The sequence below is a fragment of the Streptosporangium becharense genome, assembly GCF_014204985.1.
GTDB lineage: Bacteria > Actinomycetota > Actinomycetes > Streptosporangiales > Streptosporangiaceae > Streptosporangium > Streptosporangium becharense.
In genome coordinates, this window is record NZ_JACHMP010000001.1 from 1,718,617 (window position 1) to 1,744,239 (window position 25,623).

At 69.8% G+C, this 25,623-nt stretch carries 24 protein-coding genes and 1 riboswitch; of the genes, 10 read left to right on the forward strand and 14 right to left on the reverse strand.

Going from position 1 to position 25,623, the window contains the following annotated elements; genetic code table 11:
* Positions 1 to 111: 111 nt before the first annotated feature.
* The 4 genes from F4562_RS07345 to F4562_RS07360 form a co-directional block, all read right to left on the reverse strand.
* Positions 112 to 693, reverse strand: coding sequence for a C40 family peptidase (locus F4562_RS07345; protein ID WP_246473379.1), 582 nt, complete (start codon positions 691 to 693; stop codon positions 112 to 114).
* A gap of 118 nt (positions 694 to 811) precedes the next feature.
* Positions 812 to 971, reverse strand: a riboswitch (cyclic di-AMP (ydaO/yuaA leader).
* 770 nt (positions 972 to 1,741) lie between these two features.
* Positions 1,742 to 2,665 carry a C40 family peptidase gene (locus tag F4562_RS07350; RefSeq protein ID WP_246473380.1) on the reverse strand — a complete coding sequence of 308 codons (924 nt, stop codon included), beginning with the start codon at positions 2,663 to 2,665 and terminating at the stop codon, positions 1,742 to 1,744.
* A 156-nt stretch (positions 2,666 to 2,821) separates the two neighbouring features.
* Positions 2,822 to 3,463, reverse strand: coding sequence for a sensor domain-containing protein (locus F4562_RS07355; protein ID WP_184541913.1), 642 nt, complete (start codon positions 3,461 to 3,463; stop codon positions 2,822 to 2,824).
* Between the two features lie 92 nt (positions 3,464 to 3,555).
* The gene (locus F4562_RS07360; protein ID WP_311734010.1) at positions 3,556 to 4,818 is read right to left on the reverse strand and encodes an NYN domain-containing protein; all 1,263 of its coding nucleotides are present in this window, start codon (positions 4,816 to 4,818) and stop codon (positions 3,556 to 3,558) included.
* Positions 4,819 to 5,058: 240 nt separating this feature from the next.
* Here F4562_RS07360 and F4562_RS07365 point away from each other — a divergent pair, with 240 nt between their 5' ends.
* The 3 genes from F4562_RS07365 (at position 5,059) to F4562_RS07375 (ending at position 8,492) form a co-directional block, all read left to right on the forward strand.
* Positions 5,059 to 6,180, forward strand: coding sequence for a phosphotransferase family protein (locus F4562_RS07365; protein ID WP_184541917.1), 1,122 nt, complete (start codon positions 5,059 to 5,061; stop codon positions 6,178 to 6,180).
* 255 nt (positions 6,181 to 6,435) lie between these two features.
* The gene (locus tag F4562_RS07370; RefSeq protein WP_184541919.1) at positions 6,436 to 8,160 is read left to right on the forward strand and encodes a DEDD exonuclease domain-containing protein; all 1,725 of its coding nucleotides are present in this window, start codon (positions 6,436 to 6,438) and stop codon (positions 8,158 to 8,160) included.
* A gap of 44 nt (positions 8,161 to 8,204) precedes the next feature.
* Entirely contained in the window at positions 8,205 to 8,492 is a 288-nt protein-coding gene (locus F4562_RS07375) for an Lrp/AsnC family transcriptional regulator (protein WP_184541921.1), read from the forward strand.
* A 120-nt stretch (positions 8,493 to 8,612) separates the two neighbouring features.
* On the opposite strand, the gene F4562_RS07380 is transcribed toward F4562_RS07375, so the two are convergent.
* From F4562_RS07380 to F4562_RS07390, 3 genes are all read right to left on the reverse strand, one after another.
* Complete coding sequence (locus F4562_RS07380; protein WP_184541923.1) at positions 8,613 to 9,539, reverse strand: sensor histidine kinase; 927 nt, start codon at positions 9,537 to 9,539, stop codon at positions 8,613 to 8,615.
* 151 nt (positions 9,540 to 9,690) lie between these two features.
* On the reverse strand, positions 9,691 to 10,737 hold the full coding sequence (gene trpD, locus F4562_RS07385; RefSeq protein WP_184541925.1) for an anthranilate phosphoribosyltransferase: 1,047 nt from the start codon (positions 10,735 to 10,737) through the stop codon (positions 9,691 to 9,693).
* 42 nt (positions 10,738 to 10,779) lie between these two features.
* Positions 10,780 to 11,178: a response regulator gene (locus tag F4562_RS07390; protein WP_184542764.1), complete on the reverse strand. Its 399-nt coding sequence runs from the start codon at positions 11,176 to 11,178 to the stop codon at positions 10,780 to 10,782.
* 195 nt (positions 11,179 to 11,373) lie between these two features.
* Here F4562_RS07390 and ctaE point away from each other — a divergent pair, with 195 nt between their 5' ends.
* The 4 genes from ctaE to qcrB are packed head-to-tail and all read left to right on the forward strand — an operon-like array spanning position 11,374 to position 15,608.
* The gene (gene ctaE / locus F4562_RS07395) at positions 11,374 to 11,991 is read left to right on the forward strand and encodes an aa3-type cytochrome oxidase subunit III (protein WP_184541927.1); all 618 of its coding nucleotides are present in this window, start codon (positions 11,374 to 11,376) and stop codon (positions 11,989 to 11,991) included.
* 16 nt (positions 11,992 to 12,007) lie between these two features.
* Positions 12,008 to 12,835, forward strand: coding sequence for a cytochrome bc1 complex diheme cytochrome c subunit (qcrC, locus tag F4562_RS07400; protein WP_184541929.1), 828 nt, complete (start codon positions 12,008 to 12,010; stop codon positions 12,833 to 12,835).
* A complete protein-coding gene (gene qcrA, locus F4562_RS07405) occupies positions 12,832 to 13,944 on the forward strand; it encodes a cytochrome bc1 complex Rieske iron-sulfur subunit (protein WP_184541931.1) in 1,113 nt (370 codons plus the stop codon). The genes qcrC and qcrA overlap by 4 nt, the downstream gene beginning before the upstream one ends.
* Positions 13,941 to 15,608 (forward strand): cytochrome bc1 complex cytochrome b subunit, encoded by a 1,668-nt coding sequence (gene qcrB, locus F4562_RS07410; protein ID WP_184541933.1) that lies wholly within the window; start codon positions 13,941 to 13,943, stop codon positions 15,606 to 15,608. Before qcrA ends, qcrB begins: the two co-directional genes overlap by 4 nt.
* Before the next feature lie 277 nt (positions 15,609 to 15,885).
* Here the strand turns inward: qcrB and F4562_RS07415 are convergent, their stop codons facing one another.
* The 4 genes from F4562_RS07415 to ctaC all read right to left on the reverse strand — a co-directional run bounded on the left by F4562_RS07415 (position 15,886) and on the right by ctaC (position 20,093).
* Positions 15,886 to 17,109, reverse strand: a complete 1,224-nt coding sequence (locus tag F4562_RS07415; protein WP_184541935.1) for a L,D-transpeptidase — start codon at positions 17,107 to 17,109, stop codon at positions 15,886 to 15,888.
* Positions 17,110 to 17,287: 178 nt separating this feature from the next.
* Positions 17,288 to 17,683, reverse strand: a complete 396-nt coding sequence (locus F4562_RS07420) for a cytochrome c oxidase subunit 4 (RefSeq protein WP_184541937.1) — start codon at positions 17,681 to 17,683, stop codon at positions 17,288 to 17,290.
* Complete coding sequence (gene ctaD, locus F4562_RS07425; RefSeq protein WP_221207127.1) at positions 17,680 to 19,272, reverse strand: aa3-type cytochrome oxidase subunit I; 1,593 nt, start codon at positions 19,270 to 19,272, stop codon at positions 17,680 to 17,682. The genes F4562_RS07420 and ctaD overlap by 4 nt, the downstream gene beginning before the upstream one ends.
* Positions 19,273 to 19,340: 68 nt before the next feature.
* Positions 19,341 to 20,093, reverse strand: coding sequence for an aa3-type cytochrome oxidase subunit II (ctaC, locus tag F4562_RS07430; protein ID WP_311734011.1), 753 nt, complete (start codon positions 20,091 to 20,093; stop codon positions 19,341 to 19,343).
* Between the two features lie 216 nt (positions 20,094 to 20,309).
* Between ctaC and F4562_RS07435 the strand changes: the two genes are divergently transcribed.
* Both F4562_RS07435 and F4562_RS07440 read left to right on the forward strand, forming a co-directional pair.
* Positions 20,310 to 21,446, forward strand: a complete 1,137-nt coding sequence (locus F4562_RS07435; protein WP_184541943.1) for a cysteine desulfurase family protein — start codon at positions 20,310 to 20,312, stop codon at positions 21,444 to 21,446.
* Between the two features lie 25 nt (positions 21,447 to 21,471).
* Complete coding sequence (locus tag F4562_RS07440) at positions 21,472 to 21,741, forward strand: sulfurtransferase TusA family protein (RefSeq protein ID WP_184541945.1); 270 nt, start codon at positions 21,472 to 21,474, stop codon at positions 21,739 to 21,741.
* A gap of 157 nt (positions 21,742 to 21,898) precedes the next feature.
* On the opposite strand, the gene F4562_RS07445 is transcribed toward F4562_RS07440, so the two are convergent.
* Together F4562_RS07445 and erpA are read right to left on the reverse strand one after the other, a co-directional pair.
* A complete protein-coding gene (locus F4562_RS07445) occupies positions 21,899 to 22,885 on the reverse strand; it encodes a carbohydrate kinase family protein (protein WP_184541947.1) in 987 nt (328 codons plus the stop codon).
* A gap of 127 nt (positions 22,886 to 23,012) precedes the next feature.
* Positions 23,013 to 23,366, reverse strand: a complete 354-nt coding sequence (erpA, locus tag F4562_RS07450) for an iron-sulfur cluster insertion protein ErpA (RefSeq protein WP_184541949.1) — start codon at positions 23,364 to 23,366, stop codon at positions 23,013 to 23,015.
* Positions 23,367 to 23,621: 255 nt separating this feature from the next.
* Between erpA and nadA the strand changes: the two genes are divergently transcribed.
* On the forward strand, positions 23,622 to 24,776 hold the full coding sequence (nadA, locus tag F4562_RS07455; RefSeq protein ID WP_184541951.1) for a quinolinate synthase NadA: 1,155 nt from the start codon (positions 23,622 to 23,624) through the stop codon (positions 24,774 to 24,776).
* Between the two features lie 136 nt (positions 24,777 to 24,912).
* Here nadA and F4562_RS07460 read toward each other — a convergent pair whose 3' ends face one another.
* Positions 24,913 to 25,623 carry an SIMPL domain-containing protein gene (locus tag F4562_RS07460; protein ID WP_184541953.1) on the reverse strand — a complete coding sequence of 237 codons (711 nt, stop codon included), beginning with the start codon at positions 25,621 to 25,623 and terminating at the stop codon, positions 24,913 to 24,915.

The window sequence follows — 25,623 nt, forward strand, 5'->3', positions numbered from 1 at the left end:
TGGATCGGCTCGAAGACCGGACCGACCGGCGGACGTGGATCGGCTCGAAGACCGGCGGACGTGGATCGGCCCCGTCCCTCCCGGAGGATGGACGGGGCCGTCATCCGCCGATCAGGCTCCCGGCCGGGCCGCTCCGGCGAAGGAGGACCGGTAGTGCCCCTTCAGCTTCACGATCCGGACCGTCTTGCCGCTGCTCGGCGAGTGGACCATCCGCCCCTTGCCGACATACATGCCGACATGGCCCTTTCCACTGAAGAACAGCAGGTCACCGGGGCGCAGATTGCTCCACGAGACCTTCTTCCTGATCGCCCGGTACTGGCTGTGCGTGATCCTGGGCAGGGTCACGCCGGCCTTGCCCCAGGCGTACTTGACGAGCCCGGAGCAGTCGAACGCGCCGGGGCCGGTGGCTCCCCACCGGTACGGATCGCCGATCTGCTTCTTGGCCACCGAGACGGCCTTGCCCGCCCGGATCTTCTGCAGCGCGGCCTTGCTCAGCTTGGCCTTGGCCCTGCTCTCGCCGCTCTTGGCCTTGCTCTCGGCCTTGGCGTCGGTTTCGGCCTTGCCCTCGCTGTCGGCGCTTCCGGCACTCGCGGCACTCGCGGTGCCCTCGGTGTTCCCGGCCTGCTCGGAACCGCTCGCGGTGCCGTTGACCTGAAGCGCGGGCGCGCTGTCCGCCATCGCATTCGTCGTCATGGGCCCCAGGGTGACCGCTCCGGCTGAGGCGGTCAGAGTGAGGGCGAACCCGCCGAGGGAGAGGCGGAGAAGATGCGAACGACGGGGGTTGTGCAGGGTGGTAGACAGGATTTCTCCTTGGGACTTCCATTGATGCCTACCGGGTTAGCTGACGGATTCGGGCTTGGAAGATGCCCTACGGCATGGAACTGCCGATTCACCCCTGGCCATGCTTTCGCGGGCCCTTTGGGTCCCCGGTTTCGTGCCTCCTGGCTGCACGAATTCGGCAGGCCACCGCGTGGGGGCGTACCCCCGGGCAGAGGGAACGGTGGCCGGTTGGATTCTCTATGCGGGAACCGGCCCGGAGGCCGGTCTCGACCGCGGCAGCATGGCTTGCAGCCGCGAGGCCAGAAGGTACCCGGATCCTCAACATCCGGCAAAGGTCTCCCCAACCGTGTAGATCGAAAATGGCTTCGTGATCTACCCGTTATCCCTGCTTAATGCATATTTATAGTAACGAGATATGATCCTCGTCACATTCCTCGCACCACACCGTAGAGATCGCCCCATATGTAACATGCGTCACAGTGATGTAGATCTTGGTTTGTTCCCCGCCGGAACGGGAGACACCCAGTTCGGCCCTGAAGGCACCCAAGGGCACTCCAAGGCACCCGCCCGGGGCCAGCGCCGCGGCAGGCGCGGCGCTCCCGAACCCGGCGAGGGCACGGACACATCGGTTCGGGAGCGGCGGTGGAGGGAACCGGGCACGGTGCGCGGAGCAAGGTGCGCGGAGAAGCGGAGAACGAGAGCGGCCGTCGCAGACCATCGGCGAGCGTCGCAGACCGCCGACGAGCAGCAGAGCACCGGCAGGCGATGCGGGCCAGGCACGGCGCGGATCACCGAGGCCCGCAGCGCGCTTCCCCGCCACCACCGGCCGGCCCCACAGCCCGGAATGGAGCGCGGTCCCCCACCATCGGTCCCAAGCCGCCCGAAAAGAACGAAAGGCGCTCAGCGGCGAATCCAAGGCCGCCCAGGGAGGGACGGTGTCCAGCGGTGAACCCGGGACGGCTCAGGGGCGGACGGCTCCGACGAGGCGGCGGCCGTAACCGGACAGGGGGACGACCTTGACGACGTCGCCGGTCTGCGGGGCGTGCACGACCCGCCCGTCTCCGGTGTACATGCCGACGTGGCCGAGCCCTTCACTGAAGATCAGGTCGCCCGCCTGAAGCTCGTTCAGCGAGACCTTGCGCGCGGCGCCCCAGCTCCACTGCTCCCAGGTCGTACGGGGCAGGCTGACGCCGCCGCTGCGCCAGGCGGCCTGGACCAGGCCGGAGCAGTCCCAGCCGCCCGGGCCGGTGCCGCCGTACTGGTACGGCTTGCCGATCTGGGCGAAGGCGAACTCCAGGGCGGCACGGGCGTTGCCCGACGCCGGGCCGTTGTACTGGATGCCGGCGCTGTTGGGGTCGCCGGGGTTGTAGGCGCCGAGCTCCCGCAGGAGCTTCTTCTGCGCCTTGATCATCTTCTCGGCCTTGGCCTTCTCCCCGGCCAGTTCGTCACGCGTCTGGTCCGCCTCGTCCAACGCCTGCTTGGCCTTGTCGCGGCTGTCCCGCAGCTCCTTGGTGGCCTCGTCGAAGGCGTTCAGGGACTGGGCACGGGTGGCGGACATCTGGTCGGCCGTGGCCAGCCCGCTCAGCAGAGCGCCGGGGTCGGCCTGGCTGACCAGGTTCTCCAGTCCGCCGACCGCTCCGAACTGGTAGCTGCTGACGGCCATGGTGACGAGTTCCTTGCGCAGGCCCGCGACCCGCTCGCTCTGCCGGGTGAGGTCGGCGTTGAGCGTCTGGTACTTCTTCCTGGCCCGCTTCCACTTCTCGGAGGCCTGGTTGTACTTCTCGACGACCTGGTCAGCCTGCTCGTTGAGCTTGTCCAGCTTCTTCTTCGCCTGGGCGAGCGTCGGCTTCGGCTCGGCACCGGCACTGCCGGTGGGAACGGCCATCACGAGCGCGAAAGCGAGCCCGGCAGCAACCGGAATCCGAACCAACCTACCCGGCATACCCGCCACGGCCACGACAACGCCTCCCGAACGCATCGACTGCGGCGAAATAGTACAGAAGAAGTAAGGACCAGCTCACCTTTTCGCCAAGTTCGTTCCTCAGCGGCAGGCGGCGATGGCGCAGATCTTGGCCGTCATCCTCCTGGCGTCGCGGAGCTGGGTGGCCCAGTCGGCCTTGGCCGGCGCACTGTACTCCCCCGCCCAGAGGTAGACCAGGACGGCGTTCCCCTTCCTGACCAGCACGCTGCGGTCACCGCCCACCCCGGCCTTCTTGCCGTAGTAGACCTGCCCGGAGACCTTCAGCGCCTCGTCGCCGAGACCGGTGACGGGGGTGGGGACGTACCGGTAGGTGGAGCCGGCGCTCGTCGTCGTCCCGCAGGCGGCCAGCGCGGACCGCACCTGGGTGACGGCCTTGGCGGCGTCGGCCGGCGAGGCGTACAGGACGACCTGCTCGACCTTCATGAAGTCGGGCACCCCGGTGAAGGTCACCGTGCGGGCCGCCACCCGGCCGACTCTGGCCAGGCTGCCCCTGTCGCACGGATTGACGGCGAGCTTGGCCTTGACCGAGTGGCTGACCTTCCAGTTCGTCTCGGGGTCGTCGTCCTTCTTGGCGGCGTCCTTCTCGTACAGCAGGAAACCCTTGGGGATGGCGGGCGCCGCGACGGCGGCCGCGGGGATCGCGGACGCGGCGGGAACGGCCACGGCGACGGCGACGCAGGCGAGCGCTATGATCTTCTTCATCGAATCGACCTCCTGCGTGATCCGATGCGCCACGGCCGCAAAAGGTTTACGTATCTTGTGGAGAATGTGGAAGCGCCGTGGTTGACCGCCGGTCAGCCACGCCCCAGACGGCGCAGGAGCAGCATGGAGGGCACCGGGCGGGCGCCCATTCTGCGGACCGATTCGGCGACCTCACGGTCGGAGGAGACCACCGCGACCGCCCGCCCCTGGGGTTCGGCGCGCACCAGCTGGCGGATCAGGTCGTCGGCGATCTGTCCGGGCGAGCTGAACAGCACCCGCACCCCCCGGGGAGCCGAGACCGGAACCGGGCCGTTCAGTTCGGCTCCGTCGAAGACGCAGGTCAACTCGGTGCGGGTCTGCGCGTAGAGCCCGCCGAGACCGGTCAGCAGGCGGTTGCGCTGGTCGGCGAGGGTGAGCGTGCCGTACCCCGTCTTGGTCACGTTGTAGCCGTCGACGATCAGGTGGATCTGCGGCAGCGCGAGCAGCTGGTCGAGCAGCGCGGGGTCGTCATCGGCGAGCGCCCGCGCGGGCACCGCCTGGACCCCCTGCCCACCCGGGACGACCGAGGTCACCGAGTCGGCGGGCCGGTGGATGCTGGGCGGCAGAGCGAGCTCCCTGCGCAGACCGGCGGCGGCGTCCTGGAGGACGTCGAGGAGCATGCGCACCTTGGTGTCCTCGACGCTGCGGCCCTCCCTGGCGGCCCGGCGGGTCGCCTCCAGCTGGCGCTCGGTGTCGGCCAGGCGCTCACGCAGACGGCGCAGCTCACCGTCCGCCGTGTTGCCCGCCGAGAGCACGGCGGCCTTGGCCTCCTCGGCCTCCGCCTGGACCTCCGCGGCCCGCGCCTCGGCGGCCCTGGCGCGCTCGCGGGCGTCGTGCAGCCTGCGGCGCAGGTCGGAGATCTCCGAGCGGGACGACTTGAGCTGTTCGCGCAGCCGGTCGGCCTCCTCCTTGGCCGCGGCCTTCTGCGCCGCCAGCTGCTCGCGCAACCGCGCGAGCAGCTGCTCCTGCGCGGTGCCCTCGGCCACCACGGCCGAGCGCTCCAGATCCGCGCGGGCGGTCTCCACCATGCCCACCCAGCCCGGCGGGCGGGTCAGATAGGCGGCGGCGGCGACCAGGACGGGCTCGGCGGCCGGGGGCACCGACCCCTCGGCGAGGCTCTCGGCCAGCTCGGGCCAGCCGGCCGTCACCGCCTCGGCGACCAGCTCACGAAACTTCTTGTCGGTCTCCAGCTGGGCCGCGATCGGCGCGCTCCCCAGCTTGGCCCGCTTGCGGGGATCGAACCTGGCGATCCCCCGCAGGGGAGCGGGCACCGAAGCCGCGGGCATCGACCCCAGAACCTGGGACGCCAGCTCCACGACGTGTAAACGAACCTGCTCGGGTAGCGGACGAGACAGGCCCTCTCCGGCTGAACTCATCACGGCCCCTACTCGGATCGGTCTTCACGTCAAGGGTACGGCTACCTGACCCTGACCCCGACCTGACCCGAATGCGGACGACGGCCGACCCCGGGATGAACCGTTCATGGACAAGCGCTTGATCTCAGGTATACGACTGTGCACACCGCTTTGTGACGCACATCACCCGGGAGACGATACATGCAACGACAGCGCGGGCAGGCCGGGAGGATGCGGACCTCCACCCGCGATCTCGCCGAGTTACGCGACCGGATGCGCGCCTGGCTCTCCCGCCGTCTGGGCTCGCCCGTCGAGGTCTCCCCGCTGTCCCGGCCGGCCGGCAACGGCCTGTCCAGCGAGACACTGATCTTCGACGCCCGCCGCGCGTCGCCCGGGGACGGCCGGACGATGCGGTGCGTGGCCCGGATGGCCCCGGCGAGCGAGGCGGTGCCGGTCTTCCCCTCCTACGATCTCGGCCGGCAGTTCGAGGTGATGCGGCTGGTCGGGGAGCGCACGGCGATCGCGGTGCCCCGGACCATGTGGTTCGAACCAGACCCGGAGCCGATGGGCGCACCCTTCCTCGTGATGGAGCGCCTGCGCGGGCAGGTCCCGCCGGACATGACGCCCTACACCATGGCGGGCTGGCTGCTCGACGCCTCGCCCGCCGACCGCGAGCGGCTCCAGCGGAGCAGCGTCGAGATCCTGGCCAGGCTGCACGAGACCCCGTTCACCGCCCGGGAGCTACGCCCGTTCGAGCCCCCGGGGCGGGACTCCTCCGCGCTGCGCCGGCACGTCGACGACCAGCGGGCCTACTACGAGTGGGCACACGGCTCACTGCGGATCCCGGTGCTGGAACGGGCCTTCGACTGGCTGGAGGAGCACTGGCCGGACGCCCCGGGCCCGGACGTGCTGAACTGGGGTGACGCCCGGATCGGCAACGTGATGTACCGCGACTTCACTCCGGTGGCGGTGCTCGACTGGGAGATGGCCGCCGTGCTCCCCCGCGAGGCGGACCTCGGATGGATGATCTTCCTGCACCGCTTCTTCCAGGACGTCGCCGAGATGATGGGGCTACCCGGGCTACCGGGGTTCATGCGCCGCGAGGACGTGTGCCGGGCCTACCGGGAGATGACCGGTCACACCCCTCGCGACCTCGACTTCTACGAGATGTACGCCGCGCTCAGGCACGGCGTCATCATGGCCCGGGTCTGGCGGCGCCGCATCCACTTCGGCGAGCAGCCCATGCCCGGCGATCCCGACGACCTGGTTCTGCACCGGGCGTCGATCGAGCGCATGCTGGACGGCGCCCGCCGTCGTCCCTGACGATGCCGCGTCCCGTGCCGCGCGTCCCCGGCCCCTCTACCCCGCGCTCCGGCCCCTCTACCCCGCGCTCCGGCCCCTCTGTCCCCGTGCCGCACCACCCCAGTGCCCACGTGCCCCCGTGTCCCCGGCCCTCTGCCTCCGTCCTCCGTGCCCGCCGGATCCCCGCGTCCCCCTGTGCACACCGGGCCGTCCGCCCTCGTTCACCGGCGGTCCCCCGTCGGTAAATGTCGGTGAGGGCTTCTATGGTCGGGAACCGTGGACTACGCGGTGCAGGGAACACTCGACGAGCTGGGCACTCCGCTCAGCCAGGTCACCTTCGTCGTGTTCGACCTGGAGACCACAGGCGTCTCGGCGGCCGAGCATGCGATCACCGAGATCGGGGCGGTGAAGGTCAGGGGCGGTGAGGTGCTCGGCGAGTTCGGCACCCTGGTCGACCCGGGCTCGCCGATCCCGCCGTTCATCTCGGTGCTGACCGGCATCACCGACGGCATGGTGACGGCGGCGCCGAAGATCAGGGCCGTGCTGCCGGCGTTCCTGGAGTTCGCCTCCGGGGCCGCCCTCGTGGCGCACAACGCCGGGTTCGACGTCGGCTTCATCAAGGCGGCCTGCGCCGCGCACGACTACCCTCCGCCCACCCACCCGGTGGTCGACACCGTCGACCTGGCGCGCAAGCTGCTGACCCGCGACGAAGCACCCAACTGCAAGCTGTCCACGCTGGCCAGGATGTTCAGCGACACCGAGCCCTGCCACCGGGCGCTCTCCGACGCCCGGGCCACCGTCGACGTGCTGCACGCGCTGCTGGAGCGGGCGGGTTCGTTCGGGGTGCACACCCTGGAGGAGCTGAGGAGCTTCGCCCGCGCACCCAGCCCCGAGCAGCGCCGCAAACGGCACCTGGCCGACTCGGTGCCGACCGGTCCCGGCGTCTACGTGTTCGAGGACGAAGGGGGCGACCCGCTCTACGTCGGCAAGAGCACCAACCTCCGCAACCGGGTGCGCAGTTACTTCACCGCCGCCGAGACCCGGCCCCGCATCCGGGAGATGGTCGGCGTCGCCGCGCGGATCAGGTCCATCGCCTGCGCGACCGCGCTGGAGGCCGAGGTGCGGGAGCTGAGACTGATCGGCTCGGCGAAGCCGCGTTACAACCGCAGGTCGCGCTTCCCGGAGAAGATGTTCTGGATCAAGCTCACCGACGAGTACTTCCCCCGGCTGTCGATCGTCCGCGAGGTGCGGGACGACGGCGCCTCCTATCTGGGTCCGTTCACCAGCACCCGGGCCGCCGAGGACGCCCGTGCCGCGTTGCACGAGGCCGTCCCGTTGCGGCAGTGCACCGAGCGGATCACTCCCGGCCGCGGGCGCTCGGCCTGCGCGCTCGCCGAGATCGGCAAGTGCGGGGCGCCGTGCGAGGGGCGCCAGAGCGTCGAAGAGTACGGTGTGCACGTCGCGACGGCCCGCCGGGTGATGGAGCTGGACGCCGCTCCGGTGTTCTCCGCCGTCGAGGCCCGGATGGAGCGCCTGGCCCTCGACCAGCGCTACGAGGAGGCCGCGGCCGACCGCGACCGGCTCGCCGCCTACGTCCGCACCTCGGCGCGCATGCAGCGGCTGCGGTCGCTGACCTCGATCCCCCAGATGGTCGCGGCGGCCCCGGTGGCCGACGGGGCCTGGGAGATCCACGTCGTCCGTTACGGCCGGCTCGCCTCTGCGGGGGTCATGCCGAAGGGTGCCCATCCCGACGCGTTCGTCGAGGCGCTGACGGCCACCGCGGAGACGGTCGTCCCCGGTCCGGGGCCCGTCCACGCCGCCGGCGCCGAGGAGACCGAGTGCGTCCTGCGCTGGCTGGAGAGCCCCGGCGTGCGGCTGGTGCAGGTGGAGGGCTCCTGGAGCCTGCCCGTGACGGGGGCCGGCCGGCTCAGGGACCGGATCGACCGGGCCTACCGGGTGGCCGAACCACGCCGCTCACGTGAGGGCCGTCCACCGCGCTGATAATTTCGTACACGGCAAGGCTGCACTCAATGAGGAGGAAGCTCGTGATCACCGCGATCGTTCACATCAACGCCGAGGTGGACAAGATCCCCGAGGTCGCCCAGACGATCGCCGAGATCGACGGGGTGAGCGAGGTCTACTCCATAACCGGCGAGTACGACCTGCTGGCCATGGTCCGCGTCACCGCCTACGAGGAGATCGCCGAGGTCATCCCGGGGCGGCTGAACAAGGTTCCCGGTGTGCTGCACACCGAGACCCACATCGCCTTCCGCACCTACTCCCGGCACGATCTCGACGCCGCCTTCTCGATCGGTCTCGGCGAGACCGACTGACATTCCGGGGCACGCTCCGCCTCCGGAGTCCTCGACTGACCACGCCCCGGCCGGTTCCGGTTCCGCCTCACGGGCGCGTCGGCCGGTCGGGCACGGCCGTACGACCTCGGCGGTGCCCGGCTAGGCCGGACCGGGCCGGGCACCGCCCCGCAGGAGCGGGCCCGGGCGGGCCGCGTCCGTCTCCGCGGTGCCGGGCCGGGCGGCGGGCGACCGGGCGAGGATGAGCCGCGTCTCGTCGGAGTCGGCCTGCCCGGACCTCGCCTCGCCGGTCGTCGGCAGCCGGGCTCGCACCTCGAACCCTCCTTCGGGCAGGATCCCCGCGTCGAGCGTGCCGCCGAAGAGGATCGCGCGTTCGCGCATACCGAGCAGCCCGCGTCCGGGAGGCGCCGGTCGGGCGGCCCGGCCGTCGTCACGCACGAGCACCTCCAGGAAACCCGGCCGCCAGCGCAGCATGATGTGGGCCGAACGGGCCCCGGAGTGCCGCAGGGTGTTCTCCAGCGCCTCCTGGACGATCCGGTAGGCCGACAGTTCCAGGGCGAGCCCCACCTCGGCGGGGACGCCGTCCTCCGCCATCTCCACCCGCAGGCCTGCCGTGCGGATCCGGGTCAGCAGGTCGGGCAGGTCCGACAGCCTGGGCTGCGGGGTCCTGCCGCCGGACGAACCACCGGTGTCGAGCAGCGCCAGGGTCCGCTGGAGCTCGATGAGCGCCTGGCGGCCCGACTCCTCGGCCACCCGCAGGGTCTCCCTGGCCCGCGCCGGATCCTTCTCCATGATCATCCGGCCTGCCCCCACGCCGAGCGTCATCATGCTGACCCCGTGGGCGACCACGTCGTGCAGTTCCCTGGCGATGCGTGCCCGCTGCTCGGTGTAGGTGGCGCGGGCCAGCGCGTCCTGCTGGACGGCCAGCGTGGCCTCCCCGGACCGCACTCTCAGCAGCAACCGCCTGCGCTCGTACAGCAGGAATCCGACGAGCAGGCAGAGGCCGAGGGCAACGAGGGGGACCAGGACAGTCAGCACCTGGCCGGAGGAGGGGTCAACACGCCACATGAGCGCAATGTAGATCGGCCGCATCAGGAGTTACATCCCCTCATGGGCGGACCTTCCATCCGCCCGCGAGGGGAGGCAGGCCCGCCGGGACGGGGCCGGTCGTCGCCGGTCGCCCCGGTCACGGCCCTGGGTCGGGACGCCGCCACGGAGGTCAGGACCGCTTCAGCGAGCGGCTGACCTCGATCCATCGGTCGAGGGTCGTGGCCGCGGCCCCCGAGTCGACGGCGTGTGCGGCGCGCTCGTAGCCGGCCGCCATCGCCGTGTTCAGGTCGTCGCCGGTCTCGCCGAGGGCGACCAGCGCCGCGGCGGCGTTGATCAGCACCGCGTCGCGGACCGGCCCGGTCTTGCCGCCGACCAGGTCACGGACGGCCTGGGCGTTGAACGCCACGTCACCGCCGCGCAACGCGTCGGCCCCCGCCCTGGGGATGCCCAGGACGGCGGGGTCGAAGACGGTCTGCTCGGCGTCGCCGTCGCGCACCACCCAGACCGTGGAGGTCGTCGCGATGGTCAGCTCGTCGAGCCCGTCGTCGCCCCGGAAGACCAGCGCCGACACCCCGCGCTCGGCGAAGACGCCGGCGACCACGGGCAGCATCCCGGCGTCGAAGATGCCGATCGCCTGGGCGGCGGGCCGGGCCGGGTTGGTGAGCGGGCCCAGGAAGTTGAAGACGGTCGGGACGCCGATCTCCTTGCGCGGCGGGCCGACGAAGCGCAGCGCCGGGTGGTAGACCGGCGCGAAGCAGAAGGCGATGCCGGCCTCGACGGCGACCCTGGCGGTGTCGGCCGGCGCCAGGTCCAGCACGACGCCCAGGTGCTCCAGCACGTCGGCGGCCCCGCAGGAGGAGGACGCCGCGCGGTTGCCGTGCTTGACCACCCGCGCACCCGCGGCCGCGGCCACGATCGCGGCCATCGTGGAGACGTTGACGGTGTGGGCCCTGTCTCCGCCGGTGCCGACGATGTCGACGACGGGCCCCTCGACCGACAGCGGGGTGGCCCGTTCCAGCATCGTGCGCGCCAGGCCGGTCACCTCCGCGGCGGTCTCCCCCTTGGCGCGCAGCGCCACCGCGAACGCCGCGATCTGCGCGGACGTGGCGGAGCCGGACATGATCTCGTTCATCGCCCAGGCGGTCTCGTCGGCCGTCAGGTGCTCACCCGCGAGCAGGGCCGACAACAGCGTTGGCCAGGTGGTGCGCGCGTCCATGAGGATCTCCAGAAGGGTTCTGCCGGACGGTCGGAAGGGTCGTCACCCGGCGGTCAGGCGGGTGGAGAGGCGGCGGCGCATCAGACCGGCGACGGCCTCGGCCAGGGTCACCGGGTCGATCGGCTGCGGCACGACGGCGTCGGCCCGCGACCACTCGGCCAGCCAGCGGTCGTCGCGGCGCGCGATCAGCAGGCAGATGGGCGGGCAGTCGTGGACCTCGTCCTTGGCCTGCCGGGCCACGCCCATCCCGCCGGCCGGCTGGGCCTCGGCGTCGAGCACGGCGACGTCGATCTCGCCGGAGTCGAAGTGCTGGACGACCTTGGGGTGGGTGGCGCACTCCACGATCTCCACGAGGGGCACGTCGCCCGCCGGACGACGGCCGATCGCCTGGCGCACCTTCTCGCGGGTGCTCGCGTCGTCGCTGTAGACGAGGACCCTCATCTTGTCGTCGGTGGTCACGGTCGCGCTCACTATCCCTCGTCGATGTATGGTCACCTGGGATGCTACCGGTCGCCTCGCCCGCCTACCCAGGGCAGCGGCACAGCTGGGTGAATTGCCCCATAGATCCGCATTAGGGTTACGTTTGGGCACCCTATCGGGGGGTCGTGCGCCGACCCGACCAGGCGAGCCGCAATAATGCTGCCCGTGGCGACAGCATCCGCAACCTCAACGACGACGACAGCGCACTCGTCCCGCAGACCTGATCTGGTCAGCGTCGGGACGATCATCTGGCTGTCCTCTGAACTCATGTTCTTCGCGGCGCTGTTCGCGATGTACTTCACCATCCGGTCAGTGAGCATCGGCCTGGAGAAGCCGTGGCCCGAGGCTCACCTGAACGTCCCGTTCTCCCTGGTCAACACGATCATCCTGGTCGCGTCGAGTGTGACCTGCCAGTTCGGTGTGTGGGCGGCCGAGAAGGGCCAGGTCGCCAAGCTGCGCGCCTGGTACATCGTCACCTTCCTGATGGGCGCCGTCTTCGTGGGCGGTCAGCTGTACGAGTACAGCGAGCTGGTCCACGAGGGGCACACCCTGTCGCACTCCGCGTACGACTCGGTGTTCTACCTGACGACGGGCTTCCACGGCCTCCACGTGACCGGTGGTCTGATCGCGTTCCTCTTCATGCTGGGACGCACGTACGCCGCGAAGCGCTTCACCCGTGAACAGGCGACCAGCGCGATCGTCGTGTCCTACTACTGGCACTTCGTCGACGTGGTCTGGATCGGGCTTTTCGTGACCATCTATGGCATCCAATAAGGAATCGGGGATCTCTGTGAATAGGATCACCGCTGGACGGCGGCATCCCCTCGCGAGATACGCCGTCCTGCTCCTGGCCCTGGGGCTGATCGGCGGGTTCTACACCGTCGCCCTGGCGGTCTCCTCCGGCCAGCGGGCCGACGCGGCCATCGCGTCGGGCCGGGCCGACGACGTGGCGGAGGGCAAGAAGCTCTTCGAGCAGAGCTGCTCCAGCTGCCACGGGCTCAACGCCGAGGGCACCTCCACCGGGCCGACCCTGGTCGGCGTCGGGTCGGCCGCGGTGCACTTCCAGGTCAGCAGCGGCCGCATGCCCCTGGCCAACCCCGGTTCGCAGGCCCCGCGCAAGCAGCCCGCACCCTGGGCCGTCGGCAAGGAGGGCGAGAAGAGGATCGAGCAGCTCGGGGCCTACATCCAGTCCCTGGGCGGCGGTCCGACCGCCGTCTCGAAGGCGGACGTCGACACCAGCAAGGCCAACGCGGCCAAGGGCGGCGAGCTCTTCCGGGCCAACTGCATCCAGTGCCACAACTTCGTCGGCGCCGGCGGCGCCCTCACCCAGGGCAAGTACGCCCCGCAGCTCAACCCGGCCACTCCGGAGCAGATCTACGAGGCCATGATCACCGGGCCTCAGGCGATGCCGGTGTTCAACGACAGCATCATCACCCCCGACCAGAAGCGGGACATGATCGCCTACATCGTGGGCGTGCGCCAGCAGGTCGACCCGGGCGGTTCGGGCCTCGGCCGCATCGGCCCGGTCACCGAGGGCCTGGTGGCCTGGGTCGTCGGCCTCAGCCTGCTCTCCCTGGCCGCCATCTGGATCACCGCGAAGAGGCGACAGGCCAAATGACTGACATCAAGCACGGCATAGAGCAGCCGGAAGAACGCTCGCCGAAGCGCGTCATCGGCACACCCTCGCCGGCCGCGAGCACCTCGCTGCTCGGCACCGAGGCTCCCGCGGGCGGTGGGACGCGGCAGGTCCCCGGCGTGATCCCGCAGGACGAGAAGACGGCGAAGAAGGGCGAGCGGATCACCGCGCTCTGCTTCATCGTCGCCTTCCTCGCCGGCATCGCCTTCGTCGTCTCCTACGTGGTCTTCCAGGTCGGCGACATCAACTCGACGGCGACCTCCAACTTCGCGCTGGGCAGCTCGCTCGCGGTGGCCCTGCTCGCCCTGGCCTCCGGCATGGTGACCTGGGTCCGCATGGTCATGCCGAAGTACAACCTGGTCCAGGAGCGCCACCCGATGGTCTCCGGCGGCGAGGCGCGTGCCTACGTCGGCGAGACCTTCCTGCAGGGTGCGGAGGAGAGCGGCCTCACCAAGCGGCCGCTGCTGCGCCGCACGCTGCTGGCCGCGGCCGCCCCGCTGGGACTGGCCCCGCTGGTCCTCCTGCGCGACCTCGGCCCGGCCTACAAGGACTTCCCCGCCAAGCTCCGGCACACCGTCTGGGGGGAGAAGACCAAGGAGGGCAAGCCCCGCAAGCTCGTCATCGAGGGCACCGGCGACCCCATCCGGGCGGCGGACTTCAACTCCCCCGGCGGCATCCTGTCGGTGGTGCCCGAGGGGTACGAGCACGACCTGAACGCGCTGGCCAAGGCGACCCTGATCCTGATCAAGCTCCGTCCGGACGAGATCAAGTCCGGGACGAACCTGAACTGGACGCACGACGGGATCATCGCCTACTCCAAGATCTGCACGCACGTCGGCTGCCCCGCGGCCCTGTACGAGCAGAGCACCCACCACATCCTGTGCCCTTGTCACCAGTCGACCTTCGACGCCGCCGACGGCGCCAAGGTCGTCTTCGGTCCGGCCGCCCGGCCCCTGCCCCAGCTTCCGATCGGTGTGGATGAGGAGGGCTACCTCGTCGCCACGGGCGACTTCGCCGTCCCCGTCGGTCCGAGCTTCTGGGAGCGCGGCGACGCCGAGGCCGAGGTCCGTGAGAACGGAGGCCACGCGTGAGCACCGGAACGGTTCCGAAGCCCATCGCGGGTGCGAGCAACTTCATCGACGAGCGCCTGGGCGCCGGGAACTTCCTCAAGCGCAACCTGCGCAAGGTCTTCCCCGACCACTGGTCGTTCCTGCTGGGCGAGATCGCCCTGTACTCGTTCATCATCCTGCTGCTGACCGGTACGTTCCTGACGCTCTTCTTCAAGCCCGGCATGGGCCACGTGGAGTACCAGGGCTCCTACGACGCCCTCAAGGGCGTCATGATGTCCGAGGCGTACGCGTCGGCGCTGTCCATCAGCTTCGACGTGCGCGGCGGCCTGCTGATGCGCCAGATGCACCACTGGGCGGCCCTGCTGTTCATCGGCGGCATGATGGTGCACGCGCTCCGGGTGTTCTTCACCGGGGCGTACCGCAAGCCGCGCGAGCTGAACTGGCTGATCGGCGTCCTGCTGCTGACCCTGGCCCTCGCCGAGGGCCTGACCGGCTACTCCCTCCCCGACGACCTGCTCTCCGGCGCCGGTCTGCGGATCACCGAGGGCGTGGCGATCTCGCTGCCGCTGGTCGGCACCTGGATCACGTTCTTCCTCTTCGGCGGGGAGTACCCCGGCGAGGATGTGATCGCACGGTTCTACTCGCTGCACATCCTGCTCATCCCGGGCATCCTGCTGGCGCTGATCTCGGCCCACATGATCCTGATGTGGGTGCAGAAGCACACGCAGATGCCGGGTAAGGGCCGCACGAACGAGAACGTGGTGGGCTCCCCGTTCTACCCCGCCTTCATGGTCAAGGCCGGCGCCTACTTCATGTTCACGTTCGGCGTCATCGCGGCGCTGGGGACGTTCGCCCAGATCAACCCGATCTGGCTGTTCGGCCCCTACACTCCGGCAGACATCTCGGCGGGCTCGCAGCCCGACTTCTACATGGGCTTCCTGGAGGGCTCGCTGCGTCTGATGCCGTCGTGGGAGATCAACCTCTTCGGGACCGCCGGGGGCACCCTCGCGCTGAGCGTGCTCATCCCGGCGCTCGTCCCGATGGGCATCATCATGACCGGTCTGGCGCTGTACCCGTTCATCGAGCAGTGGGTGACCGGCGACCGGCGTGAGCACCACGTCGTCGACCGCCCCCGCAACAACCCGCACCGCACCTCGATCGGCATGGCCGCGATCTCGTTCTACGGTGTGCTGTGGCTGCTCGGCGCCAACGACGAGCTCTCCTCGTACTTCCAGGTCTCGCTGAACTGGACGACCTACGTCGGCCGCTTCCTGGTCTTCGCCGCTCCGCTGGTGACCTACATCGTCACCTACCGGATCTGCCTCGGCCTGCAGCGCAGCGACGCGGCCATCATCGGCCACGGCGTGGAGTCCGGTGTGATCAAGCGGCTGCCCCACGGTGAGTACATCGAGGTGCACGTGCCGCCGAACGAGGGCATCGAGGCCCACATGCGGGGCAAGACGCCGATCCCGGTCATCGCCGGGGCCGACGCCGACGGCGACGGCATCCCGCCCAAGGGGATGCGCGGCCCGCTCGGCAAGCTCAAGGCCACGATGAGCAAGAACTACGGCGGTGAGAAGATCCCGCTGGACGACGGTCATGGTGACGGCCACGGCGACGGTCACCACGAGGAGGAACACTCGGCGGTCGGCCACGGCGGGGACGAGAAGTCACTGACCCGCTGACCGGCGACGGAAGCTGAAGGCCACACTGCGAGGCCCGGACACCACGGTGTCCGGGCCTCGTGCCGTTCCCGGCGTCCGACGTCCGGGCCCGTTGCGTTCCGGCCCCCGGCATCCGGGCCCCGTTCCGTTCGCGGTCCCCGACGTCCGGTGTCCGGCCGCCGCCCCGTTCCCGGCCCCCGGTGCCACGCTGGGCCGCGCGCCGCTCGGAGCGGAGGAATTTCCTCACGGGCGGGCGGGCGGCGTCCGTACGGGCCGTTGAGGGCTCCAGAGCCAGCGGTCAGGCATCGTCGGTGGTGAAGTGCTTGAGGCTGCTCCACCTGAGCCACTGCTTCCAGTCCTCCTGCCAGTGGCCCCAGCCGTTGGTGGGTTCCAGCCTGCGCGGCGAGCCCGTGATGATGATCGGGTCTCCGATCAGGGTGTTGTCGATGAACCACTTGGCGTCGGCGGGGCTGACGTTGACGCAGCCGTGGCTCACGTTGGCGTGCCCCTGCGACCCGACCGACCAAGGCGCGCTGTGGACGTACTCGCCGCTGTTGGAGATGCGGACGGTGTTGTAGACCGTCATCCGGTAGTAGCCGGGAGAGCCGGGCCCGATCCCGGGCGAGACCATGATGGTGACCGGCTCACGGGACATGGCCAGGTGTATGCCGCTGGTCGTGTGGTACTTCCAGACGCCGCCCTGGCCGGCGCTCATCGGCATGCGACGGACGACCCTGTCGTCGCGGCGCACGGTCAGCAGGTGGGTCAGGACGCTGCCCCGGGTGATCTGGGAGCGGCCGATCCTGAAGTCGATGGTCCGGTTCGCCGCGCCGTACAGGCCCGCGCCGCCGCGTACGCCCGCCAGGCGGGCCTCGACCCTGACCCGGGTGTGGGCGGGCCAGAAGTGCTTGGGGCGGAAGTGCACCGTCCGGCTGTCGAACCAGTGCCAGGCGCCGATGACCGGCTTGGAGGCGGTGACCAGCAGGTTCCGCTCGACGGCGACCCGGTCGGAGATGTCCCGGTCAAAAGTGATCATCACCGGCATGCCGACGCCGACGGTCAGACCCGTCGTCTCGGCGCTCGGCATGATGCCGTCGATGGTGAAGGTGGCCGTTCTCCTGACCGTGGAGAAGGTGGAGGTCGTCTCGGTGACCGCACCGGCCTCGTTGACCGCGGTCGCCGAGACCTCGTAGGAGGCCCCGGGCGTCGTCGTGCCCCGGCTGCGCCACTGGGTGCCGTCGGCGCTCAGCACGCCCGGCAGGGAGCCCTTGGCGCCTTTCACGGCCCTGACCACGACCTTCTGCAGGGTGCCGCCCCGGGAGGCGACCAGGACGGGCGTGTCGGTCGGCACTCCCGTGGTCCTGTCGAGGGGTGCGACGCTGATGACGGCGGCCGCGGAGGACTGAGGAGTCTGGGAGGTGCCCTCGCTCCGCGGGGCGGTGGTACCGGAGCAGGAGACGGTCGCCAGCGCCAGGACCAGCGATCCCGCTCCCCGGACCGAACGACGGATCGCGTGTCCCACATGAACTCCCCTGTTCCGGACTGATCTCCTCTGTCAGTTATTACCCGGAGTGAGCGATCAGCTCCATAAGATGACCTGCCCATGTGTCCAATAAAGCCCAAAAAGCGGACCATGGAAGCCTCCATGGCCCGCTTTCCGGGCTTGTCACACGTGGTGTGAGAAGCGAGGTACGCGAAGGTCAGTGTGAGAAGTGACCCCGGTAGTACTCGAACACGAACCCGATCATGCTCATGATGATCGCGAACACGCCGATCAGGAACAGCCACCAGCCGATGACGAAGCCGACCGTGGTCAGCGCGACGGCCAGGCAGACGAAGAGCGGCCACCAGCTGTGCGGGCTGAAGAAGCCGAGCTCTCCGGCGCCGTCGCTGATCTCGCCCTGCTTGTTGTCCTCCGGCTGCTCGCCGATGCGGCGGGCCGTGTACATCAGGTAGTAGCCGATCATGAAGGCGAAGCCCACCGAGATGGCCATCGCCGTCGTGCCGACCGGCTCCTTGGACCAGAACCAGTAGACCACGTCCACCGCGGCGAAGAAGGCGCCGCAGAGGATGAACAACCAGCCCTGAACCTTCATCGGGAGACCTCCTCCAGCTCACGGGCCGGCGTGATGTGCGGGTACTTCAGGTCGAACGCCGGGCGCTCGGAACGGATGCGCGGCAGCGAGGTGAAGTTGTGCCGCGGCGGCGGGCAGGAGGTCGCCCACTCCAGCGAGTTGCCGTAGCCCCACGGGTCGTCCACGGTGACCTGCGGAGCGGTCTTGTGGGTCTTCCACACGTTGTAGAGGAACGGCAGCGTGGAGGCGCCGAGCAGAAAGGCGCCCACCGAGGAGACCATGTTCAGGTCGGTGAACCCGTCGATCGGGCTGTAGTCGGCATACCGGCGCGGGAAGCCCTGCGCACCCAGCCAGTGCTGGACCAGGAACGTGGCGTGGAAGCCGATGAACAGCGTCCAGAAGTGCACCTTGGCCAGGGCCTCGTTCATCATCTTGCCGGTGAACTTGGGCCACCAGAAGTAGAAGCCCGCGAACATCGCGAAGACGACGGTGCCGAAGACCACGTAGTGGAAGTGGGCCACCACGAAGTAGGAGTCGGACACCTGGAAGTCGAGCGGCGGCGAGGCCAGGATGACACCGGTCAGACCGCCGAACAGGAAGGTGACCAGGAAGCCGATCGAGAAGAGCATCGGCGCCTCGAACGACAGGTGGCCGCGCCACATGGTGCCGATCCAGTTGAAGAACTTCACCCCGGTGGGCACCGCGATGAGGAACGTCATGAACGAGAAGAACGGCAGCAGCACCTGGCCGGTCGGGAACATGTGGTGTGCCCACACGGTGATCGACAGGCCGGCGATGGCGATGGTCGCGCCGACGAGGCTGATGTAGCCGAACAGCGGCTTGCGGCTGAAGACCGGCAGGATCTCGGTCACGATGCCGAAGAACGGCAGCGCGATGATGTACACCTCGGGGTGGCCGAAGAACCAGAACAGGTGCTGCCAGAGGATCGGGCCACCGGTCTCGGGGGCGAAGATCTGGGCGCCGAACTTGCGGTCGGCCTCCAGCGCGAGCAGCGCGGCGGCGAGCACCGGGAAGGCCATGAGCACCAGGATCGAGGTGAGCAGGACGTTCCAGGTGAACATCGGCATGCGGAACATGGTCATGCCGGGAGCGCGCATGCAGATGATCGTGGTGATGAAGTTCACCGAGCCGAGGATCGTGCCCAGACCGCTGATGGTCAGGCCCATGATCCACAGGTCACCGCCGATGCCGGGCGAGCTGATCGCGTTCGACAGCGGGGTGTAGGCGAACCAGCCGAAGCTGGCCGCGCCGCCGGGGGTGAGGAACCCCGACAGGGCGATGGTGCTGCCGAACAGGAAGAGCCAGTAGCTGACCATGTTCAGTCGCGGGAACGCCACGTCCGGCGCGCCGATCTGCAGCGGCATCAGCTCGTTGGCGAAGCCGGCGAACAGCGGCGTCGCGAACATCAGCAGCATGACCGTGCCGTGCATGGTGAACAGCTGGTTGAACTGCTCGTTGGTGGTGATCTGCAGGCCCGGCTGCGCCAGCTCCGCTCGCATGATCAGCGCCATGACGCCGCCGATCAGGAAGAAGACGAACGAAGTGATCAGATAGAGGTGCCCGATGATCTTGTGGTCGGTGGACGTCATCCACTTGACGACGACCGACCCCTTACGGAAGGGCACCGCTTGAGGGGAGAGGGCTTCGTTGTGCGCGGTCACTGGGCACCCGCCTGGCTAGCGATGTACTGGTCGAATTCGGCCTGCGGCACGAGCTTCACCGAGAAGAGCATCTTGCTGTGGTCCACACCGCACAGCTCCGCGCAGCGGCCGGCGAAGACACCGGTCTGGCCGAGCGTCTTCACCTCGAACTTGTTGTCCTTGACGCCGGGGATGACGTCGCGCTTGAAGTGGAACGCCGGCACCCAGAAGGAGTGGATGACGTCCGGCGCGGTGAGGTCGAACTCGATGTTCTTCTCGACCGGCAGCACCAGCTGGGGGCCCTTGGTGTAGTCGTTGACGGGCAGGCCGACGACCTGGACGGACTTGCCGTTGTACTCCGTCGTGAAGCGCCAGCTCCACTGGAACGCCTCGACCTTGACCTTCACGTCGGGCTTGCCGGACACCGAGGTGATGTAGTTCTGGTCACGCGCGGTGAAGTAGAAGAAGACACCGACCATGATGATCGGAATCACCGTGTAGAGGATCTCGATCGGCAGGTTGTACCGCACCTGGGGCGGCAGCTGCTCCTTGGAGTTCTTCCTCTTGCGGTGGAAGGCCACGGACCACAGGATCAGGCCCCACACGACCACACCGGTGGCCAGGGCGGCGATCCAGGACCCGTTCCAGAGACTCTGGACGGCGTCGGACTGCTCGGTGACCCCCTTGGGCAAGCCGCCTCGGGACCACTCTTCGGCACTGCACGCCGTCACGGACACCAGCAGCAGCGCCAGAGCGGCAGCGCGTGGCACCCGGCGGCGGGCCAACGGACGCCGTGCAGAACGGCGGGTCGGACTCACGGATCGCCTACCCCACAGATGGAGCCCAGGAGTCACTCCTGAGCGGTTGTTTGTTCATGTTCAAAGGTTGTAGTTCACAGCTTCACGCTGGGGGACACATTAGCGCGGACCACCCCCGCCCTCCCCCGCAGCCCCCGCTTGCGCCGCGCGTGGTGCGACGATGGGAATGTGGCGTACTTCGACGCGGCCTCCACCGAGCCGCTGCACCCCCAGGCGCGCGAGGCTCTCATCGCGGCCCTCGACGCCGGCTGGGCCGACCCCGCGAGGCTCTACGGCTCCGCCCGCCGAGCAAGGATGTTACTGGAACAGGCGCGGGCCGAGGTCGCCGAGGCGCTCGGCGTCCGGGCCGACGAGGTGTCCTTCACCTCCTCGGGCACCCAGGCCGTGCACCTGGGAGTCCTCGGCACGCTGCGGGGGCGGCGCCGGGCGGGCCGGCGCCTGGCCACATCGGCGGTGGAGCACTCCAGCGTGCTGCACGCCGCGGCGCTGCACGAGCACGAGGGCGGCTCCGTCGAGACGGTCGGCGTGGGCATCACCGGCGCGGTCGACCCGGGCGCCTTCCGCGAGGCCGTCCTCGCCGAGGGCACGGCCCTGGCCTGCCTGCAGAGCGCCAACCACGAGGTCGGCACGCTCCAGCCGGTCGCCGAGGCGGCGACGGCCTGCGCCGAGGCGGGCGTGCCGCTGCTGGTGGACGCGGCCCAGACGGCGGGCCGGATGCCGCTCCCCGGCGGCTGGTCGGTGCTGACCGCCAGCGCGCACAAGTGGGGCGGCCCGGCCGGGGTCGGCGTGCTCGTGGTCCGCAAGGGTGTGCGGTGGCGGGCCCCGCTGCCCGAGGACGACCGCGAGCGGCGCCGGGTGCCCGGCTTCGAGAACGTGCCGGCGATCGTCGCGTCCGCCGCCGCGCTGCGGGCCGCGGTCGCCGAGTCGGCCCGCGAGTCCGCCAGGCTCTCGGCGCTCGTCGAACGCGTCAGAACCGAGGTGCCCAGGCTCGTCCCGGATGTCGAGGTCATCGGCGACCCGGTCGCACGGGCCCCGCATATTGTCACCTTTTCGTGTCTTTACGTGGAAGGTGAGGCGTTGCTGACTGAACTCGACAAGGCCGGATTCTCGGTATCGTCCGGCAGTTCCTGCACGGCGAGTACGCTTCGTCCATCGCACGTTCTGCAAGCCATGGGCGTGCTCACGCACGGCAACGTGCGCGTGTCACTGCCCCGGGGCACCTCGGCGGAGGAGGTCGACCGCTTCCTCGCCGTCCTGCCCGGAGCGGTGCGCGGGATCCGTGAGGAGGCGGGGATCAGACAGTGACCGACACGCAGGGAGTGAAGACGTCATGACGTCCGGCCAGGCCACCCCGGCGGGATCGACCCAGCCCCCGGCGCTGACCATCGACGCGCTGGGCAAGAAGTGCCCGATCCCCATCATCATGCTGGCCGAGCAGATCAATTACGTGCCGCTCAACGGGATCGTCGCCGTTCTCGCCGACGACCCCGCCGCCGTCACCGACATCCCGGCGTGGTGCCGGCTGAAGTCCCACCACCACGTGGCCAGCTACGAGCTGCCCCAGCGCGGCTGGGCCATCCACGTACGGCGCAACTACTGACCTGCGGGTCCGGGCCGCCGCACCGCCGACGGCCCGGACCCGGTGCCGGCACGCGGAACCCCGGACGCGGTGCCCGTACGGCGACGACACGGACGCGACGGCCGCCCGGGCACGGTGACGGCCCGGGGTGGCGCGACGGCCCGGGTCTGACGGCCGCTCAGGCGTGGTAGCACTTGACGAAGCGGCCGACCTCGGCGGCGGCCTCGGCGCCGTAGGCGTCGGCGAAACGCTCCAGGAAGACCTTCTGCCCCAGTTCGTACTCCTGGCAGCCGACCTGCTCCAGCACGTGGGTGGCGGTGAGGTTGCCCACCTGGGCACAGCGCTCCGGAGACAGGCCCCAGGCCACACCGGCCAGGAAGCCGGCGCGGAAGGCGTCGCCGACCCCGGTGGGGTCGGCCTTGCCGAGCTCGGGCGCCGGGGCCACATGCACGGACGGCTCGCCCTTGCGGTCGATGACGGCACCCTTGGGGCCGAGCGTGGTGACGCGGACGCCGACCCGGTCGAGGATCTCCTCGTCGGACCAGCCGGTCTTCTGCTCGATGAGCCCCTTCTCGTAGTCGTTGCTGAACAGGTAGGCGGCGCCGTCGATGAGCTGGCGGATCTGCTCACCGGGCATCCGCGCGAGCTGCTGCGAGGGGTCGGCGGCGAACGGGATGCCGCGCCGGCGCGCCTCGTCGGTGTGCCGGAGCATCGCCTCGGGGTCGTTGGGGCTGACCAGCACCAGGTCGAGGCCGTCGAACCGCTCGGCGATCGGGCCGAGCTCGATCAGCCGCGCCTCCGCCATCGCCCCGGTGTAGAAGGACGCGATCTGGTTGTGGTCGTCGTCCGTGGTGCACAGGAAACGGGCGGTGTGGTGGATCTCGGAGATGTGAACCGAGTCGCAGTCGACCCCGTGCCGCTCCAGCCAGGAGCGGTAGTCGGCGAAGTCGGCGCCGACCGCGCCGACCAGGATCGGACGCAGCCCCAGGCAGGCCATGCCGAAGGTGATGTTGGCCGCGCAACCGCCGCGGCGGATCTGCAGTTCGTCCACCAGGAACGACAGGGAGACCCGGTCGAGCTGCTCGGCGATGAGCTGGTCACCGAAGCGCCCGGGGAAGGTCATCAGATGGTCGGTCGCGATTGAGCCGGTTACGGCGATGCGCACGGGGTTCTTCTCCTCGTTGTCAGCATCCAGCTGGGCGTGCGGGCCACGCAAGGATACGCGACACCGTCGGCACGCGAAGGCCCTCCGGAGCGACGAGGGTCGCTCCGGAGGGCCTTGGCGGTAGGGCTTAGTTGAACGAGTCGCCGCAGGCGCAGGAGCCCGTGGCGTTCGGGTTGTCGATCGTGAAGCCCTGCTTCTCGATCGTGTCGACGAAGTCGACCGTGGCACCGACGAGGTACGGCGCGCTCATCCGGTCGGTGACCACGCTGACGCCGTCGAAGTCGGAGACGACGTCGCCGTCCATCGAACGGTCGTCGAAGAAGAGCTGGTAGCGCAGGCCGGAACAGCCACCGGGCTGCACCGCGACCCGCAGCTGCAGGCCCTCTTCGCCCTGCTGCTCCAGCAGGCTCTTGACCTTGGCCGCGGCGGCGGAAGTAAGAATCAGGCCCTTCGCCGTGGTCTCGGTGCTCTCAACCGACATGTGGTGACTCCCGCGTCTGCGTCAACCGCTCACCGGGAGCGGCTGTCTGTTTGTGACGTCCTTCTTAGACGCTACCAACACCGGCCCACCGCTACACATTCCTGGGGCCTCGCACGGCTCCCGCAGCGAAGGCGCCACCCTCCGGTGCGGAGCCGGTCGCCCGGCGCCGGGAGGCCAGACACCCCTCCCCGGAATAAATCCCCCATTGCCGTGTGTCATCATTAGTCGTCACTTCGACGATAAGGGGGTGTGGTCGTGACGACCACCGAGACCGGGCTGCCGCTCTTCGTCCTCGGCAGGGGCACCGACCCGCACAGCGAGCGCGGCGTCGACTGCCCCGGCGAGTTGCCGCCCGCCTCCGACCCGGCGCTCGTGGAGCGTGCCAGGCGGGCCAAGGCGGCGCTGGGCGACAGGGTCTTCGTTCTGGGCCACCACTACCAGCGCGACGAGGTGATCCAGTTCGCCGACGTGACCGGTGACTCGTTCAAGCTCGCCCGTGAGGCCGCGGCCCGCCCCGGGGCGGAGTACATCGTCTTCTGCGGCGTGCACTTCATGGCCGAGTCCGCCGACATCCTCACCTCCGACTCCCAGCGGGTGGTGCTGCCCGACCTGGCGGCCGGGTGCTCCATGGCCGACATGGCCACCTTCGACCAGGTGGAGGAGTGCTGGGAGGCACTCCAGGACGCCGGGATCGCCGAGGTGACCGTCCCGGTCACCTACATGAACTCCAGCGCCGACATCAAGGCCTTCTGCGGGCGAAACGGCGGCGCGGTCTGCACCTCCTCCAACGCCAGGCGTGCCCTCGACTGGGCCTTCTCCCGCGGGGAGAAGGTGCTGTTCCTGCCCGACCAGCACCTGGGCCGCAACACCGCGGTGCTGGAGATGGGCCTGTCGCTGGACGACTGCGTCGTCTACAACCCGCACCGGCCGAACGGCGGCCTGACCGCCGAGCAGCTGAAGAACGCCAAGATGATCCTGTGGAAGGGGCACTGCTCGGTGCACGGCCGCTTCAGCGCCGAGTGCGTGGACGACGTCCGCGCGCGGATCCCCGGGGTCAACGTGCTCGTCCACCCCGAGTGCAGGCACGAGGTGGTCACCAAGGCCGACTACGTCGGCTCCACCGAGTACATCATCAACAGGCTCGCCGAGGCACCGGCCAGCTCCTCGTGGGCGGTGGGCACCGAACTGAACTTGGTCAAGCGCCTGGGGGCCATGTTCCCCGACAAGCACGTGACGTTCCTCGACCGGACCGTCTGCTACTGCTCGACCATGAACCGGATCGACCTGCCTCACCTGGTGTGGGCACTGGAGTCGCTCGCCGCCGGTCAGGTCGTCAACCAGATCACGGTGGACGACGACACGACCCACTGGGCGAAGGTCGCCCTGGACCGGATGCTCGCCCTCCCCTGATCCCCTCTCCGCGCCGTCCACTCCCGGGGCCCCGGGGGCGGACGAAACGCCCGCCGGCGGGCGGACCACCCGCCCGCCGGAACCCACCGCGTGCCCGGAGACCGCACCGGCGCGACGACGCGGCCCGCGGTGCGACCTACCTCAGCGCGAAGACCACCCGGACGACGGCTGAGATCTCCTGCCGGCCGGCGCTGATCGACGCCTTGCCCGCGAACGCGCGGTCCTCCATGACGCGCGGCGGCGCGGCGGCGCTCTCCTCACTGATCTTCACGACGCGGCCGAGCTCGCGTCCCGCGAGCCTGGCGTACTGCCTGGCGCGGGCCTCGGCGTCCCTGAAGGCGGCCTCACGCGCCGCCGCGAGCGCCTTGCGAGGGTCGGACACCTCGAAGGCGACGCCGTTCAGCCGGACGTCCTCGCCGACCGCGGCCACCGCGTCAACGATGTCGTCCGCGGCGTCGAGGTCGCGGATCACCGCCTCGACGCCCTGCGCCGCCCGATAGCCGGAGACCTTGGGATAGGTGTCGTACTCGGGGCCGAGCGACAGCTCGTTGGTCCGCATGTCCTTGACCGCGACGCCGGCCCGGGTGAGCGCCTGAGTGAGCGCCGCCGCGGAGCCGCGCGCGGCGGTGAACGCCTCCCCGGCGGTGCCGCGTCGCACCTCGACACCGACGTTCAGGCGCATGACGTCGGGGGCGAAGGAGACGCTGCCCTCCCCCACGACCGTGACCTGCGGGCGTTCGTCCTCCACCATCACCTTCGGGGGACCGGAGTCGGCGAGTGCCGGAGCGGCGAACAGGCCCGCGGAGGCGAGCACGGCCGCGGCCACGGCATGTGACATCTTGATCAT